This is a genomic window from Neolewinella antarctica (assembly GCF_011927835.1).
GTDB classification, from domain to species: domain Bacteria; phylum Bacteroidota; class Bacteroidia; order Chitinophagales; family Saprospiraceae; genus Neolewinella; species Neolewinella antarctica.
The window spans coordinates 435,468-456,223 of the sequence record NZ_JAATJH010000003.1 but is presented as its reverse complement, the minus strand read 5'-3'; the positions used below and the strand labels follow the sequence as shown (position 1 = coordinate 456,223).

Genomic DNA, 20,756 nt, shown 5'->3' with positions numbered 1-20,756 from the left:
TACGGGGCTTACTTTACTGACCTTACGCCAAATTAGTTAGCCACGTAGAACACGGGGGTCAACTGTGGCAGCTTTTCTTTGTGTTCGCCGAGTCCTTCGTGACGGGAAAATAGATGCTACCCAAGGACAGTTACGTTACTCGAACTTACCTCCGGTCGTCTACCAAATTTCATTCGACGATTCCACGTCCAGACCAGGGGCCACCCCGGAAAATTACCTTCTTTGAAGCTACCTTACTCCATTTGGTTGTTGTGCATTTACCTCGCGCTGTTGCCGCTCGCGCTCACGGGCCAGCAACCGGGTGAAGTTAATTTTCAGCACCTGGGGCGGAAGGACGGCCTCGCGCAATCGTCGGTATTCGCCATCGCGCAGGACAGCGTTGGTTACTTGTGGTTCGGCACGCGGGGCGGCATCAGCCGGTACGATGGCTACCGCTTTAGTAATTACCACGAAGGGTCAGCCGCAAAGAATGACGTGCGCACACTCTACGTGGACCCATTAACCCAGGACGTCTGGGCCGGCTCCATCGGTGGCCTCAGTCAGTACGACCCCGTCAAGGATAAATTTATTACCTACGAGCGCCAAGAAGGAGATGCGACCGGCCTGAGTAACCGCGTCGTGCGGTCGATTTTTCGGGACCGGGCCGGGCGTTTGTGGATCGGGACTTCCGCGGGCCTGAACCTGCTCGACGAAACGACTGGCTCGTTTCGACACTTCTACGTCAATCCCCGAGTCACCGATACGTTCGAAAACCACATCAACTTCGTTACCGCGGACGCCGACGATAACCTTTTACTCGGAACCCAGCGGGGGCTTCACCGCGTACATCTGGACAACTTCAGTGCGGGTAAGGTAAGAATGGAGAAAGTCACGGACCTCGGTGATCGGAGCCTGACTACCTATGCGTGGGACCGGGAAGAACTCTGGCTGGGCACCGCGACGGGAATCTTACGGTGGTCCCCCACGGCGGGCATTACCGGGATGTTTTACCACCGGGAGGACGACCCGACTTCCTTGCTCAACAACACGGTTCGAACCCTGAACATCAACGACGCCGGTGATCTTTGGGTGGGTACCTTCAAAGGTCTTGACCTCCTGCGGGCCGGGCAAAGTGCTTTCGAGCACCACGTGCAGTCCGATAAAGCGCGCGCCGGGCTGGAGGATAATTCCGTCATGTCGACCATGATCGACAAGGCGGGGGCACTGTGGGTGGGCACTTATTACGGCGGGGTACATCACCTTGACGAGCGGTACAACTCCTTCACTAATTACCGGCACCAGGACTTTAGTAATTCCCTGAGCAGCGACCGCGTCAGTTCTTTCGCCGAAGAAAGTGACGGCGACATCTGGATCGGTACCGAGGGCGGTGGCCTTAATTTTCTGGACGGGGCCACGGGTCGCTTCCGCCACTACACCCACGATCCGGAGAACCCCGGTAGCCTCAGTGGGAATAACGTCAAGAAAATTCTGCGGGACGGGAAAGACTTATGGATCGGTACGTACCTGAACGGGCTGAACCACTTCGATCCGCAGACTGAACGTTTTGTCCACTACAAGAACCGGCCCGGAGAGGCTAACTCACTAGCCAACGACAACGTCTACGGCCTGCTTCGGGAAGGTGACTTTCTCTGGATTTGCACTTTCGGCGGCGGGCTGGATTTACTGGACCTTACGTCCGGGCGGTTTCACCACTACACGCACGACCCGGCGGATAGCCACTCGCTGGTTGACAACTCCGTGCGAACCATCATCAAAGATCACGCCGGAGCCTTCTGGCTCGGGACGGAGGCGGGTATAAGCCGGGTTCAGACCAGCACCGATGGGCTACCGACCACTTTTGAAACTTACCTCCCAACCGAGCACGTGCTTTCCCTGCACGAAAGCACCGATCGACGGCTGTACGTGGGCTGCTTCAGTAGCGGGCTGTACCGCTACAACCCCGGCCGCGACGAAGTCGAGCATTTTACGACCGCGGACGGGTTGCCGGGCAACACGATCGTCGGGATGCTGGAAACCGACAACGGGATCCTCTGGCTCAGTACGGACAACGGCCTTTCCCGTTTCGACCCCGTATCCGCCACCTTCACCAATTACAATTACTCCAATGGGCTAGAGAACAGCGAATTTAGTTTCAACGCTTACTACCGGACGCGGGCGGGGGAGCTGCTCTTCGGCGGTTTCAACGGATTCACGCTCTTCGACCCCGCTACGCTTACGCCGAACACGTTCGTCCCGCCGGTCGTAATCACGAGTTTGTTGCAGAACGGAGAAGAAGTAGCCGTCAAGGGGGCGGATGGTTTGCTGACGCGCGACATCAACCGGACGGCGACCCTGATTTTCCCCTACAACGAGGCGTCGTTTACCCTTCGCTTTGCCGCCCTCGATTATTTCAGCCCAGAGAGTAACCACTATGCGTACAAGCTCGAAGGTCTTGATCGGGATTGGATTTACACGACCGGCAAGTCGGAGGCAACGTACACCATCCAGCGGGAGGGAGACTATACTTTTCTGCTGAAGGGCGGCAACAGCAATGGGGTTTGGAACGAACGAGTACGTCGGATCGAGATTCAAGTTCTGCCTCCGTTTTACCGCAGTTGGTGGGCCTACTTACTGTACGCCGGCCTAACTGCCCTGGCTTTTTACGCAATGGCCCGGCTCCTGCGCCTGCGCCACCAGGTTCAACTACAGACCATCGCCAAACAACAGCAGGCGGAACTGACGGAAGCGAAACTGCGATTTTTCACCAACATCACCCACGAATTACGCACGCCTTTGACGCTTATTCTTGGGCCTCTGCGGGACCTCGCCCGGGCAAAAGACCACGGGGAGGATACCAACCGGAAGCTGAGCCTGATCGAGCGCAATGCCCAGCGTTTACTCGATTTAGTGAATCAAGTGCTCTCTTTCCGCCGCCTAATGTCGGACCACCAACCGCTAGCCATCCGGGCGGCTTCCGTCCGGGAACTTTTCGGCGGTGTTTTTGAGTCGTTTACGGAATCGGCTAGGCTGCGCGGCATCGAATTTACGCGAAAGAGTAACGCGGACAATCAAGAATTGTGGGTGGACCGGGACAAAATGGAGTTGGTGTTTTACAACCTGCTCTCCAACGCCTTCAAGTTCACGCCCGACGGCGGGGCCATCCATTTTTCCATCGAGGATGGCGCGGAGGCGGTGACCTTTCGCATTCGGGACAGCGGAAAAGGTATTGCGGAAGATTTGGGAGAAAAGATATTCGACCGCTTCTACGAAAGGTCCGTCGGTCGGGAATCCGCCACCAAAAACTCGGGCATCGGCTTGGCGGTTTCCCGTCAGATGGTCGATCTCCACGGGGGCAAGATTTACGTAGGTAAAAAAGTTGGCGAGGACGCAGGTGCGGAGTTGGTGGTGGAGCTACGCAAGGGCAAGGGGCATTTTAGCGGCACGGACTTCAATACCGAGCTATTTCCTTTTGCCAGGCCCGAAGCGCAAGCGAGCAAGGTGAACGCGGTCAACTCACCCGAAGGACCGCCGTTGAAACGGACCCCGGCCGGAGAACGATTCAAAGTGCTCATCGTAGAAGACAATCCCGACATCCGCCGGTACGTAGCCGGAATTTTTGAGGGCGACTACGACGTGTGCACCGCCCAGAACGGAAAACTGGGACTTACCGAAGCGCGGAAAAACTACCCCGACGTGATCATCAGTGACGTAATGATGCCGGAGATGGACGGCCTGGAATTCTGCCACCGCATCAAAACGGACCTCGCGCTCAGCCACATCCCCGTGATCCTCCTGACGGCGCGCGCCGCCGAGCCCTTGCGCATCGAGGGCCTCCGCACGGGCGCCGACGATTACCTCACCAAGCCTTTCATCCCCGAGGAACTCCGGCTGCGCGTGCGTAACATCATTCAGGCCCGCAAACAAGCACGCGAAAAATTTGCCCGGGTGCTCTCCCTCGACCCCCAGGAAATCACCATCACGAACACCGACGAGGCCTTTCTCGAGGCGGCACTAACGGCAGTCGAGACCCACATCGGCGACCACCGTTTTAAACTGGAAGACTTGGCTAGCGAACTAGCCGTTAGTCGGTCCCTGCTTTTCACCAAGGTCAAAGCCCTGACCGGGCAGACGCCCAATAACTTTGTCAAGACCGTCCGCCTCAAGCGCGCCGCGCAGTTGCTGGAAAGTGGGCAATTGAACGTATCCGAAGTAGCCGACCGCGTAGGCTACCGGGACCCTAAGTACTTCCGCAAGGTCTTCAAAGCTCACTTCAACAGAGTACCTTCTGAGTATAAAAGTCCGACATAACTACTTGACGATGCGGCAATTGGACTTTTGCCCCCCCCGTCGTGGACGATCGTCACGAACGTTCTGCCTATGTTTGTGGGCCAACTACTTCTAGTATAGTTGGCGCTTCCGTTCTACTCATTAGTCGATTTTGAAATATGCATATTAAGCTTCCCGGGTATTCCCTTCTCATCTGTTGTGTACTCTTCTGTACGCTGGGTTCGCTGCAGGCCCAAGTTGGTATCCTCAAGGGGACAATCAGTGACGGAGAAGGAAGCGGTACACTTCCCGGCACGACCATCTATCTGCAAGCCAACTCGGGCAAGGGGGTGGTGAGCGACATCGATGGCAACTACACGATGACCGGCGTCCCGGTCGGTCGCCAAACCATTGTTTACTCCTTCCTGGGTTTCGAGGAGCAGACGATCGAGGTCGTGATTACCGAGAACGACGTCACCACGCAGGACGTGGCACTTTCCTTCGCTTCGGTTATGGGGCAAGAAGTGCTAGTCACCGCCCAGGCGTTGGGCCAGGCAAAGGCCATTAACCAACAGCTTAACTCCGAATCGATCGCCAACATCGTCAGCGCCGATCGGATTCAGGAGCTGCCCGACGTAAACGCGGCGGAAGCCGTGGCGCGCCTACCGGGCGTAAGCATCAACCGAAACGGCGGGGAAGGCCAGAAAGTGGTCATCCGTGGGTTGGAACCGAAGTTCAACGCTATCACGGTTAATGGCGTCCGGTTACCGGCTAACTCCGGTACGGATCGCTCCGTCGACCTTTCGCTGGTTTCTCCGGAATTGCTGGATGGCATCGAAGTTTACAAGTCGCCCCTTCCGGACATGGATGCGGAGGCCGTGGGCGGAACGGTCAATCTGCGGTTAAGAAAAGCGCCAAAAGAAGAGACGACGCTTTTGCGCGGTCTCGTCGGTGCCAATAATAATAATGACTACATCGGAGATTACAAAGGGGTTGTCCAGCACAGTCGCCGCATCCTGAACGACAAGGTCGGCGTCGTGGCGCAGGCCAACGTCGAGCGTTTCAATCGGGGTGGCGACATTCTGGGCTACGGCTGGTCACAGGGAAGCACCGACCCCGGGACCGGGGTTACGTCCATCCTCGGTACTAATTTGCGGTTGGAAGACCGATCAGAGCAGCGACGGCGCAACAACGCGAGCGTCAACTTGGATTATGGAACGGGGAAGTCCGAGTTCGGTTTCTTCGGGCTGCTCAGTAACACCAGCAGAAGTCAGTTCACCGTTGAAAACCGGTACGCACCCAACGGCGACGGCATTACGTACAACGCTACCGGCATTGATTCCGACCTGACCCTGTACATGGGCGCGCTGACCGGTACCCACACCCTTTCTAAGTACACCATCGACTGGGTAGCTTCTCTCTCCCGATCCAAAGCCGATAACCCCTACAACTTTAATCTAAACATCCTTGACGGACAGCGGCCCTTCGATGCCGGCCTGGATCGGAACAGTAACCCGGCTAATTTCTTGGCGGCGGCCAACCCCGACCTGTCGACTGCCTTCCTACGCAGTAGCGCTAACCGCATGAGTGAGACGACGGAGGACAACTCCGAATTTGGCATTAACGTGCAGCGTTCCTTTAATCTTCTGGAAGGCCTGAGTGGGTACGTTAAAACGGGCGTTCGTTACCGCACCATCGAGCGGGAACGTTCGGTATCGGGAAGGGGAGAAAATTTCTACTTCCTCGGCGGTCGCTACACCCAGACCGCCCGTGATGCCTTCAACGGTAATTTGATCGCGCTGGAGGCCAACCCAGAACTTATCAGCCTAGCAAACTTTGTCGAGCCGGGTGACGGCGTCGACTTCGAGGACCGCGACGGCGAAGCCGTAAATTTTGACGTCGCCCTTAACGAAGACTTGGTCCGCAACTGGTACGATCAGCAGCGCGACGTGCTACGCATAGACCGTAACACGGCGGTCGACAATTTTGGCGTGAGTGAAAGTGTTGCGGCGGCCTACCTAATGGCCAAGTTCGACATCGGCAAAAAACTATCCGTCACGCCGGGCTTTCGGTACGAGTATTCGGACAACAGCTACCGGGCCGGTATCTCGTCCTTTACGGACCCCTTCATCGGTCTGGCTGGATCTTTCCGGGATACGGCAACCGCCCAGACGTACGGAGAATTTATGCCGCACCTACACATTAAATATGAGCCAAAAGATTGGTTGGACGTTCGTTTAAGCTACGCCACCACGTTGGCCCGGCCGGACTACTCGTTCGTTTCACCCAGGACGCAAATTGACGACAATGCGCTCGTCATTGACGCGGGAAATCCTAACCTTCGCCACATGCGCGTCGTGAATTACGACCTTTCGATTAGTGCTTACAAGGGTGGTTTGGGTTTATTCTCCGTCGGCGCTTTTTACAAAGATATCGAGGACATCTTCGTGCCTCAATCTTTACAACTAGTGGATGGCCTAGCGGAAGAGCGTGGCTTTCCGCAGTACAATCAATACCTGCTCAACACTTTCTCGAACTTTCCGACCTCGAAGGTTTATGGCTTTGAGTTCGACGTTCAGACTAACCTCAGCTTTTTACCCGCCCCTTTCAATGGACTGGTCATCAACGCCAACTACGCACGACTTTTTTCGGAAACAACCACGTTCTTCTTAACCCGCAAGAATTTCTTTGTTCCCTTTCCACGCACGGAGTTCACGTCGAACTCCCGGACGGTTACCATGCCCAGTCAGGTACCTAATATAATCAACCTGTCAATTGGCTACGATTACAAAAGCTTTGCGGCCCGCATCTCGGGGGTTTATCAAGGAACCAAGGCAACTGAGTACGGTCAGAACAAGGACTTTGACCGATTCGTGCTGAGCTACTGGCGCTGGGATGCTTCGGTCAAGCAAAAGGTAGGCGATCACCTCAGCTTCTTCCTGAACGTCAACAACTTTACTAACCAAAAAGACATAACGTTCATTCGGGAAGAGCAATTCGTCTCCCGCGTAGAAACTTACGGTATGACTGGCACCATCGGTGCGCAGTACAAACTGTAACGGTGGTAAATCATCCAAACAATTTGGCGAAAGCGGGTAATTCATCATCTTCCGCCAACTAAGAATAAGGCTTCATTTGAGAGGCAGCCTATTAACAATGCTTCTCCAATTTTTCAATCATTTCAATACCTATTCACATGCAATTATTTTACCGCTTTTCATTAACCCTTCTTTGTCTGGCCTTTTTGGTTCCGGCTACGGGCCAGACCATTGTCCCCATCGCCGGTGGCTCCGACCCCAACGATCCAACCGACATCTTCCCGATCATCCAGGGCGACACCCTCGCTAATGGTGACCGTAAGGACAACAATACTATTTACACGCTTGAGAATGGCAAAACGTACATCATCAGCCAGGAGATCGTGAATAAGTTGGATTGGCCGCTACAGATTCAGGCTGCTGATCTATCGAACACCGAGATGAAGCCAAAGATCCGTCGAATTCCTAATGCAGCTGGCGATTACAGAAGAGTGTTCTGGCCGGAAGGCGATATGACTTTGCGTAATATATGGGTCGTTTCGGGCGAAAAAGACGGGGGTGCCCAGCACGACTGGGGTCTCATCCGCCTGTTCGGTGAAAACTCCCGTGTTGTCGTCGACAACTGTATCATCGAGAAAGACCGTGGCGGTTTCTTACAGGTCCGTGCTAACGGCATCCGCTGTTTCGTCACGAATTCTATTCTCCGCAACGGAGGTAACCGTAGAATCTTGCAGGGTAATGGTCGCGGCATTGACGCCCGTGATTTCTTCTTTGATTCTCTTGTCGTCAAGCAAACCATCATTCACAACATCCAGGATCGTGTTTTCAGAAGCCAGGGTGCCGTTTTTCCGCATAACTACATCGAGTTCGATCACAACACCGTATTCAACCAAGTCGGTCGCCACGGTACATTCCAATTCGGTCGCGCCAAAGAGGTCAAGGTAACCAACAATATGTTGAGCAACCCGCTGATGCTGGGCACCTCTCCTATCTATACGGACGAGCAGAGCCAGCCCGATGGCGACGAGCACAAGATCTTTACGATCGATACGCTATTTGCCGACTCGGAGCTCGAGTTTGCTGGCAACAATATCTTCTATACGCAAGATGTACTTGATTACTGGGCGTCCAATGATTCCGTTAGCCAACCTGATGTCTACAGCAAATTGATTCTTGACCGGCTCGGCGAAAGTGCTGATACCACTTATTCGCAGGAAGTTGTCGAGTTTGAAGCCGTACCAATGTCGATTCTACAGTACGTAAAGGACCTCTACGCAGATCCGACGTCGACTACCATGTTCGATTTCATCGTGGAGGACGTCTCACTAGCGGGTACGCCGTTCGACCGAGGTAATATCTTTGACTTTTCCACTTTCTCCCCGTGCTACGCCAACACGGCAGCTTCCGCTACGGGGGCGACCGACGGAGGTGCCATCGGTGCGACAAATTTCTGTGACAACTTGTCTACGGATACGTACGCGCCACAAATTGCGCTAGAGCTCGGTTTGAAAGCTACGCCCAACCCAACTAATGCCTCCACAATTATCTCTTACGAATTGATTAAGGGTGGCCGGGTAGCCATCGCTATCTACGACTTGAGTGGCAAGCTCGTCAGCACGCCTTTCGACGGCGTTCAGCAGGCGGGTATTCAGCAAGTTGAGTTTACCCAACTAGCTAATTTGCCTTCCGGTATGTACTTCGCCAACCTCCTCACGGAGGAAGGTCGGATGGTAACGCGCATCGTGAAAAACTAAATAGTCTCACGGTTTGGGGAGTAACGCAAGCGCGCGTTACTCCCTTTTTTATGCCCAACACCCTGGTTCTACCTATTTCCCCGGCACCCGCGAAGCCATGGCAAGCCCCGCACTCAGTCGGGACGACCGCGCCCTTATTCAAAATAATACCTAATGAAATTATTCGCCACGCTCGGTTTAGTCGTTACTTGCTTAGTGCTGCAGGCCGGAGAAAACAATTATGACCCCGCCCCGGGAACAATAGCTTCCCGCACCCTCATTAATTTGAATGATGGCTGGAAGTACTCAGAAAATAACACTGATAACTTAGTTGATTTAGACGGCACCACGGACTGGACCGAAATCGACCTCCCCCACACCTGGAACCAGTGGGACGCCATGGACCCCGTGCCCGGTTACCGCCGCGACGCGAGCTGGTACCAAAAAGAACTTACGATCGACGAGCAGGCAGACGCTCGCTATCACCTCTACTTTGAAGGCTCCAACATCACCACCGACGTCTACGTCAACGGCACGCGCGCCGGCGGCCACGTGGGTGGCTACGTGGGCTTCGAAGTGGACATTACCGACCAGGTCAAACCAGGTCAAAAGAATAGTATTAGCATTCGGGTCGACAATAGTTACAACCCGCACGTGATCCCCTCCCAGAAGGCGGATTTTTTCATCTACGGCGGCATTACGCGCGACCTCTGGCTGAAGGTTCTCCCCGCCACCTTCATCGCCAACGTTACGGTGAGTACCTCTTCGGTTAATAAGGATTTGGCGCGGACGCAGGTGAAAGTTAGTTTGAACCGCAAAGATTTGCTCGGTCGGAACCATACCGTGCGCTGTCAACTAAAAGATACCAACGGCCGCGTCGTTGGCGAGCTCGAGATCGATACCCGCGATTTGGATGACCAGGGGCTGATTGATTTACCGGAGCTGCAAAGCCCGGCGCTCTGGTCTCCCGAATCCCCCAATCTATATACCGTCGTCACCCAACTACTCGACGGCGACGAACTACTTGACAAGCAAACCAGCACCATCGGCTACCGCTGGTACCGCTTCGACCCCTACGGTGCTTTTTATCTGAACGACGAGCGCTTACTCCTCCGCGGCACCCACCGCCACGAGGAACACGCGGGCTACGGCGCCGCCATGCCCAACGAACTGCACGTGCGGGACGTGAGCATGATGAAGGAAATGGGCGTGAACTTCCTCCGCCTTGGCCACTATCCGCAGGACCCGGAGGTGTACCGCACTTGCGACGAACTAGGCATCATTGTTTGGGACGAACTACCCTGGTGCCGTGGTGGCCTCGGCGACGAAGAATGGCAAGCCAATACGCAACGCCTGTTGCGCGAGCAAATCACCCAGAATTACAACCACCCGAGTATCTTCTTCTGGTCGCTGGGTAATGAAATCTACTGGATGCCGGAATTCGAAGACGGTGGCAACGAACAGCGCATGAATACTTTTCTGACCAAACTTAATAACATCGCCCACGACCTGGACCCAGGGCGCCAGACGGCCATTCGGAAATACTACGCGGGGGCCGAGCTCGTGGATGTTTTCTCCCCTTCCATCTGGTCGGGCTGGTACGCCGGCGTCTACACGAATTACCGGAACACCCTCCAGGAAAATCAAAAAAAGTACAAGCAATTCCTCCACATGGAATACGGTGGTTCCAGCCACGTTGGCCGCCACACCGAAACACCGATTACGGGCACCGGCTCGGTTAGCGAGAATGACTGGGCGGAAGTGTCCAACCAGGTCAACGTGAAGAACATCGCTAAGGGTGGCGACTGGACGGAGAGCTACATTGTCGATCTCTTCGACTACCACCTCAGCGTGAGCGAAACCCTCCCCGGTTTTGCGGGCAATGCACAGTGGGCGTTCAAGGACTTCGGTACGCCGCTCCGGCCACAGAATGCAATTCCCTACATGAACCAGAAGGGCTTGGTCGACCGGGCCGGCAAGCCGAAGGACGCTTACTACGTTTATAAAAGCTACTGGGGCAAGGAGCCCTTTGCGTACATCGAGTCGCACACCTGGACGCACCGCCGTGGACCGGAAGGGAAGTTGCGCAATGTCCCCGTCTTTAGCAATTGCGACGAGGTAGAACTGGTCTATAACGGCCAGGCACTCGGTCGTAAGACCCGGGACATCGAGCAAGCACCGGCTTGCGGCCTCAACTGGGATATCGACTTCAAAGAAGGACCGAACAAGCTACTGGCCAACGCCTACGAAGACGGTCAACTCGTTTCCACCGACACCCTGACGGTATTTTACGATTACCAGCAACCGGCCGACCCCGAACGCGTCCACCTTGCGTACACCACCCTGGATAACGGCAATATGCTCGTCGAAGCTACCATGGTCGACGAGGCCGGTGTCCGCGTCTACGACTACCAGGAGGAGATGTACTTCTCCCTGGACGGCCACGGAGAATTAATGAAAAACTACGGCACCCCGACCGGGAGTCAAATCATTCAGATGGCTAATGGACGGGCGGCGATTGAGTTGATCCCGGCCACAGAAGGCCGTGCGATCATCGAAGCGCGCAACCAGGATTTCAAGGGTAGTTACCTCGTCATTGATTTTGCTAACGCGCGTAAGTAGTGCGTAGCGCTGTATTCGAAAAAGCCCCTACCGTTTCGTACTTCGACTTACAGCAATGCAAGTTACCGGACTAGCAGTCAGTGGGTAGCCGGCAAATGCAATCAGTTTTTTTTAATCTGGTCGGTGGCCGTGGCCGCCGCCAAATAACTTATCTACCGTATGCGGCTATTTCCGCTGGTTATCTTTCTTTGTTTAATGTGCGCCTGTGGCGACTCCCCCGACAAGAATGTCGACCGGCAACCGGTGGAAAGTGCCCTTGATCTGGACCGGGAAGCCATCGTAGCCGAAGCCGAAACAGCCTTGAACGAGGACATCGTAACGGTAACGGACTTTGTTGCCGAACGCAGCGCGGGTGGTCTACACGACTATTACTCCGAAGGCCGCTACTGGTGGCCGGATGATACGGACCCCGACGGACCGTACGTCCGCCGCGACGGTATCTCGAACCCGGAGAATTTTTCCGGCCACAAACAGGGCCTGGCTCGTTTCTCCGAAATAGTCACCACGCTGACGGCCGCCTACCAGATCACCGGTGACGATAAGTACGCTCACCGTGCCGTCGAGCACATCAAGGCCTGGTTCGTCGACACCGCTACCCTGATGAATCCAAACTTGCTTTACGGGCAGGCGATCAAAGGCATTAGCACCGGGCGGGGCATTGGCATCATCGACGCCATCCGCCTAATCGATGTCGCACTTAGCGTTGAGCTACTACGGGAAGTCGACTTGTTAACGGGTACTGATTTGACCGCCACGGAAAAGTGGTTCGGCGACTTCGGCGACTGGCTCACCACCCACCCCTACGGCGACGACGAGAAGAACAATAACAACAACCATAGCACTTGGTGGGGGGCGCAGGTGGCCGCTTACGCCCGTGTTGCGCAGCGGCCGGATTTGACGGAGATTGCCGAGGAACAATTCTACGCGCAGCTTCCCATCCAGGTGGCTACGGACGGTGGCCTGCCGGATGAGCTCGGCCGCACCAAGCCGTTCCATTACCTCAATTACACCCTCCGCGCCTGGGCAACCTACGCTGAGCTATTGACGACCGACGAGAAAGACTTTTGGCGCCATTCCTTCGAGGCTAATCTATCGCCATATACACTAGAGGGCGCGGACGTAGATGCAGAGATTGAACGGGAAGAGCAGCGTGAGTCTGGCGCAAGCAAAACCATGAGTCTGGTGGACGTAATGAACTACTCGCTACCCTACGTAGAAAACCCCACCGACTGGCCCTACCCTACCAAGCTAGAACCGAGTATCGACCCTCACCAAGATGACTTCCTGGTGCTCGCTTACTGGGGCCTAGAAGACGACCGCTACCTGAACATCTGGAAGGACATGAGCAAAGAAGCAGATGATAACCACGCCAACCTGATCGTATGGCAACAACTCAAGAAATAATGACCAAGCAACTCCACGCCATCTTTCTGTTCGGGCTGCTACTGCTATCGGCGTCCTGCAACTCCGACAAACCGAGCGCCACCACGTCCGAGCCGGATCCTTTTACAGTAACGGATGAAGAACTGGCCACGGACCAGCTTATCAGCCGCGCGGACGAATACCTCAACCAAGCCCCCTTCCCCCTTACCAGCGCGACGAGTGAACGCAGTGAAGGCGGCATACACGATTTCTATTCCGAGGGAGATTACTGGTGGCCCGACCCCGAGAATCCCGACGGACCCTACGCCCGCCGCGACGGTAAAACCAACCCGGATAACTTCGTAGACCACCGCCAGGCGATGCGCAAGCTCAACCAGTGGGTTTCTACGCTGGTGGCCGCTTACAAACTGACGGGAGAGGAAAAATACGCCGCGCACGCCCTGACGCACCTCAACGCTTTTTTCCTCGACCCGGCGACGTTGATGAACCCCAATCTCCTCTACGCCCAGGCGATTAAGGGGAAAGTTTCCGGCCGGGGCATCGGTATCATCGATACCATCCACCTCATCGAAGTAGCGCGCGCCATTGAAATTTTGGCCGAACAAGGTTACTTGGCGGGCGACCAACTAGTCGGCCTAAAAGATTGGTTCGACCACTACGCTACCTGGATGAACACCCACGAGTACGGCCTCGACGAAAAAGACCACGGTAATAACCACAGCACCTGGTGGGCCGCCCAGATGGCCGCCTTCGCTCACCTAACCAAAAACGAAGAATTGCTGGAGGTATCCCGTAGCCAGTTCAAAAAATTACTCTCCGCCCAAATGGATGATGCCGGTGGTTTCCCCGAAGAACTCGAACGGACCAAACCCTACAATTACACGCTGTTCAACCTGGAAGGCTACGCCGTCCTGGCACACCTTGCATCTACGCCCGCGCAAAATTTGTGGACTTACGAAGGGGAGCACGGAAGCCTGCGCAAAGCATGGGACTTCATGGTGCCTTTCATGGCCGATAAATCTAGTTGGAACCGCCCGCCGGATATTCAGTATTATGACCAGATACCGATTCAGACTACCGGGCTCCTCCTGGCGGCACGTGCTTACGATAGCCCCGAAATGATGGCCGTTTGGCGCGATCTGGATCCCGAACGAAAAGCCGAAGAGGTAGATCGAAACTTCCCGGTTCGGGAGCCGATCCTTTGGCTTCCTTAGACCCAGCGCGTTATGTTTCTTACTTCAATTGTATTAATCGCCATTTTATGAAATTCTGCTACCTACTCATCGGCTACCTGTGCTGCTTGGCTTCCCTGAACGCACAAGTGACTTCTACGGCTTCATCCGGCAGCGGAAGCGGTTACCCGGCCTTGCTGGCTAGTGGATTTCAGATCGAAGACCCGGATTGCGTGCATCAAGACTTTGGCCCTCACGTCACCCAAACCTTCGACGCGGAGCTGGATCGAAACGTATTTGTTTTTCACAGTCACATCGCAGAGGACAATGACCGTTGTCTGGTGTTCGACCGCGTGCGGATGGAGATCAAAGGGAGCGCGACGACCATTCCCGAATTACGCCACGCCGAAGGTGTCACTTCTTGGTACCGCTGGAAATTCCGGCTTGACGAGAATTTCGTCGGCGCTTCTTCTTTCAACCATTTATATCAGAACAAAGCCGTTGGTGGAGACGACACCAGTTTCCCCATTCTAACCATCACCGCGCGGGCCAACCGGGTAGAGTTGAAGCACGATGGCGGCGACACGGGTAGCGATCTCGGAACGCTCGCACAAGCGCCGATCGGGGAATTTCGCGGCCGGTGGGTAGAAGGCTACATCCGACAGGTGCATGCCGAAAACGGCGAGCTGGAAGTGACGATCAAGGACATGGCTACCGGGCAAACGATCCTGGAGTACACGAATACCGACATCGATCTCTGGCGCGCCGGGGCCACCCTAAACCGGCCGAAGTGGGGCGTCTACCGCAGCAAAAACAGCGTTTTACGTGACGAACAAGTTCGTTTCGCCAACTTCTGCGTATCCGAATCAGCCGAGTCTTTCTGCCCCGGGGAAGCAGTAGTCCAGGCCGACACAACGGCACCGACGGCACCCGCAAATTTGGTCGTTACGAACACTACTTTCACCACGATAAGCCTGTCCTGGGATGCCGCTACGGATGACTTTGGCGTAGTAAATTACCAGGTCTTTCGGGACGATGTCTTGACCGCTACGGTCGTCGTAACGGATACGGTGGTTACCGGCCTGGCTCCCTCCACGTCTTATGGCTTCTACGTCCGCGCCACCGATGCCGCCGGTAATGTTTCCGAAGTAAGTGAGTCCGTCGATGCCATGACGGACGATGGCAACGCCGTGCCCGACGTAGCTTCTGACCCGAGCCCCGCTGACGAAGCGGTGGACGTTAACCCTCAGTCAGATTTGGGCTGGACGGGCGGCGACAACACCGTCGATTATGAGATCTTTTTCGGCACCTCCACTACCCCACCTTCCGTCGCGACACAAACTGCTACTAATTACCAGCCAGAACTTGCTGAAAACACCACTTACTATTGGCGCATCGAATCTCGCAACCAAAACGGTAGCGTGTCGACGCCGACCTGGCGTTTTACGACGGGTTCATCGAATAATGACTTCCCGTGGCAAGTCTTCCGGGGCAATGCCCGGCTGGAGACGGAGACTAATTTCTGGTCATTAAACACCGCGCCCGATGATCCGCTAGTGGATGAGGTGGTAGCCGACCCGGTTGTTCCCGGCAATAATTTCTACGGCTTTCGCAGTACGGAAGAAGATAATTTCAAGTGGCGTTACGCGCTTAACGCTCAGGATTCAACGCTCACGATCGTGGCCCGGATCAAGGGCGTGCGGCCGGACGTGAATAGTATGACGCACATCGACGTACGGGCATTCGGGTACCGGCAGAAGGTGCGGATCAACAAAAATAGCATCAAACTCGAACGCTCTTCTCCCACGATTGAAGCGGACCTGCCCTTCAACTGGAATGTGGATTTTCACGTAATCCGCATTGTGGTCAATAAACAGGATATGGAGATTTACCTCGACGAGGCGGAGGCACCTTTTCTTACCGGCCGGACTGAAGAAGCAACCGGTAACACCTACGTCGAGTTCGGAAAATCAGGGGGTGCGGATTACGGCACGACGGTCGACTGGTTAGCGATCAATCCGACGGATGATCTGAAGCCCGGTGAAGGAGCGTCACTTCCGACCGACTTAATTATCAGTAGCGATGCTAGTTTGCTGTCAATTTCGGTGGACGGTAAGGAGATTGAATCTTTCTCGCCCGACAGCACGCAGTACGTGGTAAATGTCTCCGGCCCGGCCATTCCTACGCTCACTTTTAGTACTGGATCAACCCTGGCGACGGCGGAAGTTATCCTTCCCACTTCGCTTCCAGACACCGCCTTCGTTGTAGTAACCGCGCAGGATGGGTTCACAAGCCGAACCTATGCTGTATATTTCGGCGAAACGGTGAGAACGTTCAACGTGGAACTCCAGGCGGCGCTGGAATTGTACCCTAATCCGGCACAAGATTTAGTGACGCTTAAAACACCCGGGTTTGGCAGTTTTTCTACCCGGATTTATAGTTTGGATGGAAGAGCAATGACCGACAACATTCAGGTCGTGAGCGAGCGGAACTTGGACGTGAGTAAACTACCTAAAGGTATTTACTTCCTGGTCGTACAGTCGGAATCCGGCCGATCGGCGAGAATGAAATTAATGATTGACTAATCACTTCGGTTTCGGCTGAGTCTGATATTGAAATAATTACCTATGAAAAACAAAGTAGCCGTCATTACCGGCGGAAACGGAACATTGGGCCACGCCTTCGTACAGGCATTAGCTGGTGCGGGCGCGCGCGTATTTATTCTCGGTCGTAATGCGGAGAAATCTGCTAGAGTCGTCGAGGAATTTGCCAAGAAAAATCTGACTATTGAAGCCATTCAGTGCGACGTATTGGACGAGGGCGCGGTCGCGGGTGCAGTGGAAGAAGTGCTGAGCAAAGCGGGCCGGGTGGACATCCTGGTTAATGGCGCGGGCGGTAATCGCCCCGGCGCTACGGTCGGACCCGAGGGTAGTATTTTCGACCTGGGCATCGACGATTTTCGTCAGGTAAATGATTTGAACTTGCTGGGTACCGTGATTCCTTCGATCGCGTTCGCCAAGCCGATGGTGGAGCAGGGAAGCGGCTGTATCGTGAATATTTCCTCAATGGCTGCGCTCTTACCCATCACAAGAGTAGTCGGCTATTCCGCCGCAAAGGCTGCGGTGGACAACTTCACCCGTTGGCTGGCCGTCGAGTTAGCGCATAAATACGGCGAAGGCATCCGGGTTAATGCTATTGCACCGGGCTTTTTCATCGCCGAGCAGAACCGGAGTTTGCTACTTAATGAAGATGGAAGTTTAACTAAGCGGGGGGAAACGATCATCAGTCAGACGCCGGTGAAGCGGTTTGGCGAAGCGGAGGAATTAATGAGTACCCTACTCTGGCTGTGTGATGATGGGTCGAAGTTCGTGAACGGCATCGTGGTGCCGGTCGATGGTGGGTTTAGTGCTTTCTGTGGGGTTTAAGCACTTAAGAGCTCGTTAAGCCTTTAGCTTCCGGCCTTATTTTGACCACTTTTGCGTTGGTCTTCGTTAACAAAATCCTCATTTAGCTACGGCTAAACTCCGGTTTTGCTGCCTCAACCACCACAAAATTGTTTCAAAAATGACCAGGAACCCAAAGTCTCAGCAAGCTCTAAGGTTTTTTTGCCACATAAGCACAAAAACACCAAGCCGGCTGGAGAAGAAGAAAAGATTAAAATCTATTCTCCTAATGTACACTTTTTGTGGCTTTTCCTTTAAAAGAGTAAGAACAGTATGAAGAATTTAGAACAGACCTGGCGGTGGTACGGCCCCGATGACCCGGTTAGCTTAGCGGACGTCCGCCAGGCGGGGGCAACGGGCGTGGTGACTGCTCTGCACCAGATTCCTAACGGAGAAGTCTGGCCGGTAGCAGACATTCGGGAACGGATTGAGTTGATCGAAGCGGCGGGGCTCACCTGGTCCGTCGTAGAAAGTGTGCCGGTGCACGAGGACATCAAGCGTCAATCCGGTGAATACCAGAAATACATCAAAAATTACAAGACCTGCATTCGTAACCTAGCGGAGTGCGGCGTGAAGATCGTGACCTACAATTTCATGCCCGTCATGGACTGGACGCGAACCGAACTCGAACATAAATTACCGGACGGATCGGAGTCTCTATACTTCGAGGCAGCAGCCTTTGCGGCGTTCGACCTTCTTATCCTCAAGCGCCCGGGTGCCGAGAAGGATTACAGCAACGCCGAGCGCCAGGCAGCCGCTGATCGCTTTGCGGAAATGAGTGGTAAGGAGAAGAGACGGCTAACCGATTTTGTCATCGCGGGACTTCCCGGTGGGACGACGGAAGGAAAAGCCAGTTTGGTATCTTTTCAAGAGACGCTGGACACTTACCAGGGTATCGACGCTGCGCAACTCCGCGCGAACCTCGTGTCTTTCCTGCGGGAAATCGCCCCCGTCGCCGAAGAAGTCAGCGTTAAATTAGCCATCCATCCGGATGATCCGCCCTTCCCGCTGCTGGGCTTACCCCGGATTCTGAGTACGGAAGCGGATGCCCAGCACGTGCTCGACCAAGTTGACATTCCGGCAAACGGTTTGTGCTTCTGCACGGGCTCCTTCGGCGCGCGGCCGGATAACGACCTGCCGGCGATGGCGGAGAAGTTTGGTGAGCGGGTTCACTTCATCCACCTGCGCTCCACGAAGCGGGACGAGCACGGTAACTTCTTCGAAGCCGATCATTTGGATGGCGACGTGGATATGTACGCCGTCATGAAAAAGCTGCTGATCGCAGGTGGTAAGCAAGGGGTAAGTATCCCCGTGCGGCCCGACCACGGTCACCGGATGTTGGATGACCTGATCAAGCGTACGAACCCCGGTTACTCCGCGATTGGAAGATTGCGGGGATTGGCTGAACTGCGGGGGCTTGAGTTGGGTATCTTGCGGTCTCACGCTGATATCAGCTAGTTGAATATTACCATTTCTATTCAGTAGTTCACCGTGTTCGGCCATACCGAATCACCAACCGCTTATCTCTTGCGGGTTTTTGTGCTTATGTGGCAAAGCCGATTGTGCAAGGCCATTGAGTAAGCAGCGAACTAACTTTATTCCCAGGACCCATGAAGCCCTTCCTCGATCATAATTTTATCCTACAAACCCCCACCGCCGAACGGCTCTACCACGACTACGCGGCGGACCTGCCCATCATCGATTACCACAATCACCTCTCACCGGTAGAAGTAGCAACGAACCACCAGTTCGCTAACATTACCGAGGCTTGGTTAAAGGGTGATCACTACAAATGGCGGGCGATGCGGGCGGCCGGGATTGACGAGCGCTACATAACGGGCGATGCTTCCGATGAGGAGAAGTTCCGGATGTGGGGAAGGACGGTCCCCAAAACGCTACGCAACCCGCTCTATCACTGGACGCATCTGGAATTGCAGCGGTATTTTGGGGTCGATGAGTTGCTTTGTGAGGAGAACGCAGACGAGATTTTTAAGGTGACCTCCGCGCAGCTTGCGCAGCCCAGCCACTCCGCTCAGGGTTTACTGGCCCAGATGAAAGTCGAGGTAATTTGCACGACGGATAATCCTACGGACTCTCTGCTTCACCACAAGAAACATCGCACCGGCGACGCGCCAGCTAGTCCCGTAGTTAGTCAGGACGACAACGCCCTAAAAATGCTCCCGACCTTCCGACCCGACAAATTCCTGATGATTGGCGGCGGAGACTACCTGGAATTCCTAACCAGCCTCGAACAGCTCGTCGACCGCGAAATCCACACCTTCGAAGAACTAGTCACCGCCCTGGAGGAGCGCATTGATTTCTTCGATTCCCTCGGCTGCAAACTTTCCGACCATGGCCTGAACCGCCTCTACCCCACCGACTACACCCGGGCGGACCTGGACGGCATGATGAGCCGCCGGAGGAATCTCGGCCAACTCTCGAATACCGAGCAGGAGCAATTTCAGATGGCACTACTCCACGAACTGGGCCAGATGTACCACGCGCGCGACTGGACGATGCAGCTGCACCTGGGGCCGATCCGCAACAACAATTCCCGCCTGCTGAAGCTCGTAGGTGCCGACGTCGGCTGTGACAGCATTGGCGACTACGCCCAGGCCGAGGGACTTTCCGCCTTTTTCGATCGCCTGGACCTAGCCGGTAAACTACCCAAGACAATCCTCTACAACCTCAATCCACGCGACAACGAGCTATTCGCCACGATGGCCGGCAACTTCAACGACGGTAGCCTGGCCGGTAAGATCCAGTGGGGCTCGGCGTGGTGGTTCCTCGACCAGAAAGACGGGATGGAGAAACAGATCAACGCTTTGTCCAACATGGGCTTGTTGAGTCAATTCGTGGGTATGCTGACGGACAGCCGCAGTTTCTGCTCCTTCCCCCGCCACGAGTACTTCCGGCGCATTCTCTGTAACCAGATCGGTAAGGACGTCCACGAAGGGCTGCTACCGAACGACCTGAATTTACTGGGTGGATTGGTTAGCGACGTGTGCTACAACAATGCCCGTAATTACTTTAAATTTCACGAGCAAAAAGCCGCTACCGTATGATCGATTTGCAACAAGATTCCCCAACTACGGGCGGACAACCTCTGGTGGCTAGAGT

10 protein-coding genes are annotated in these 20,756 nt (G+C 54.9%); all 10 read left to right on the top strand.

The window, feature by feature from the left end; genetic code table 11:
• The first annotated feature begins 222 nt into the window (after positions 1–222).
• The 10 genes from GGR27_RS11765 (at position 223) to uxaC (ending at position 20,701) form a co-directional block, all read left to right on the top strand.
• Positions 223–4,287: a two-component regulator propeller domain-containing protein gene (locus GGR27_RS11765; RefSeq protein ID WP_168037645.1), complete on the top strand. Its 4,065-nt coding sequence runs from the start codon at positions 223–225 to the stop codon at positions 4,285–4,287.
• Positions 4,288–4,424: 137 nt separating this feature from the next.
• Positions 4,425–7,304, top strand: a complete 2,880-nt coding sequence (locus tag GGR27_RS11760) for a TonB-dependent receptor (protein WP_168037644.1) — start codon at positions 4,425–4,427, stop codon at positions 7,302–7,304.
• 137 nt (positions 7,305–7,441) lie between these two features.
• Positions 7,442–9,037, top strand: a complete 1,596-nt coding sequence (locus GGR27_RS11755; protein ID WP_168037643.1) for a T9SS type A sorting domain-containing protein — start codon at positions 7,442–7,444, stop codon at positions 9,035–9,037.
• Positions 9,038–9,190: 153 nt separating this feature from the next.
• Positions 9,191–11,638 carry a glycoside hydrolase family 2 protein gene (locus tag GGR27_RS11750; RefSeq protein WP_168037642.1) on the top strand — a complete coding sequence of 816 codons (2,448 nt, stop codon included), beginning with the start codon at positions 9,191–9,193 and terminating at the stop codon, positions 11,636–11,638.
• A 159-nt stretch (positions 11,639–11,797) separates the two neighbouring features.
• Positions 11,798–13,042, top strand: coding sequence for an alginate lyase family protein (locus GGR27_RS11745; RefSeq protein ID WP_168037641.1), 1,245 nt, complete (start codon positions 11,798–11,800; stop codon positions 13,040–13,042).
• A complete protein-coding gene (locus GGR27_RS11740; RefSeq protein WP_245184622.1) occupies positions 13,021–14,235 on the top strand; it encodes an alginate lyase family protein in 1,215 nt (404 codons plus the stop codon). The genes GGR27_RS11745 and GGR27_RS11740 overlap by 22 nt, the downstream gene beginning before the upstream one ends.
• A 47-nt stretch (positions 14,236–14,282) precedes the next feature.
• Positions 14,283–16,778 carry a T9SS type A sorting domain-containing protein gene (locus GGR27_RS11735; protein WP_168037640.1) on the top strand — a complete coding sequence of 832 codons (2,496 nt, stop codon included), beginning with the start codon at positions 14,283–14,285 and terminating at the stop codon, positions 16,776–16,778.
• A 42-nt stretch (positions 16,779–16,820) separates the two neighbouring features.
• Positions 16,821–17,618 (top strand): SDR family oxidoreductase, encoded by a 798-nt coding sequence (locus tag GGR27_RS11730; RefSeq protein WP_168037639.1) that lies wholly within the window; start codon positions 16,821–16,823, stop codon positions 17,616–17,618.
• A gap of 291 nt (positions 17,619–17,909) precedes the next feature.
• Positions 17,910–19,094, top strand: coding sequence for a mannonate dehydratase (uxuA, locus tag GGR27_RS11725; protein ID WP_168037638.1), 1,185 nt, complete (start codon positions 17,910–17,912; stop codon positions 19,092–19,094).
• Between the two features lie 152 nt (positions 19,095–19,246).
• Positions 19,247–20,701: a glucuronate isomerase gene (gene uxaC / locus GGR27_RS11720; RefSeq protein ID WP_168037637.1), complete on the top strand. Its 1,455-nt coding sequence runs from the start codon at positions 19,247–19,249 to the stop codon at positions 20,699–20,701.
• Positions 20,702–20,756: the final 55 nt, after the last annotated feature.

What these genes read in the sequence shown, in the direction of transcription:
- uxaC (WP_168037637.1), top strand. Translation starts at nt 19,247, where the DNA reads ATGAAGCCCTTCCTCGATCATAATTTTATCCTACAAACCCCCACCGCC.
- GGR27_RS11730 (WP_168037639.1), top strand. Translation starts at nt 16,821, where the DNA reads ATGAAAAACAAAGTAGCCGTCATTACCGGCGGAAACGGAACATTGGGC.
- GGR27_RS11760 (WP_168037644.1), top strand. Translation starts at nt 4,425, where the DNA reads ATGCATATTAAGCTTCCCGGGTATTCCCTTCTCATCTGTTGTGTACTC.
- GGR27_RS11755 (WP_168037643.1), top strand. Translation starts at nt 7,442, where the DNA reads ATGCAATTATTTTACCGCTTTTCATTAACCCTTCTTTGTCTGGCCTTT.
- uxuA (WP_168037638.1), top strand. Translation starts at nt 17,910, where the DNA reads ATGAAGAATTTAGAACAGACCTGGCGGTGGTACGGCCCCGATGACCCG.
- GGR27_RS11740 (WP_245184622.1), top strand. Translation starts at nt 13,021, where the DNA reads ATGGCAACAACTCAAGAAATAATGACCAAGCAACTCCACGCCATCTTT.
- GGR27_RS11750 (WP_168037642.1), top strand. Translation starts at nt 9,191, where the DNA reads ATGAAATTATTCGCCACGCTCGGTTTAGTCGTTACTTGCTTAGTGCTG.
- GGR27_RS11745 (WP_168037641.1), top strand. Translation starts at nt 11,798, where the DNA reads ATGCGGCTATTTCCGCTGGTTATCTTTCTTTGTTTAATGTGCGCCTGT.
- GGR27_RS11735 (WP_168037640.1), top strand. Translation starts at nt 14,283, where the DNA reads ATGAAATTCTGCTACCTACTCATCGGCTACCTGTGCTGCTTGGCTTCC.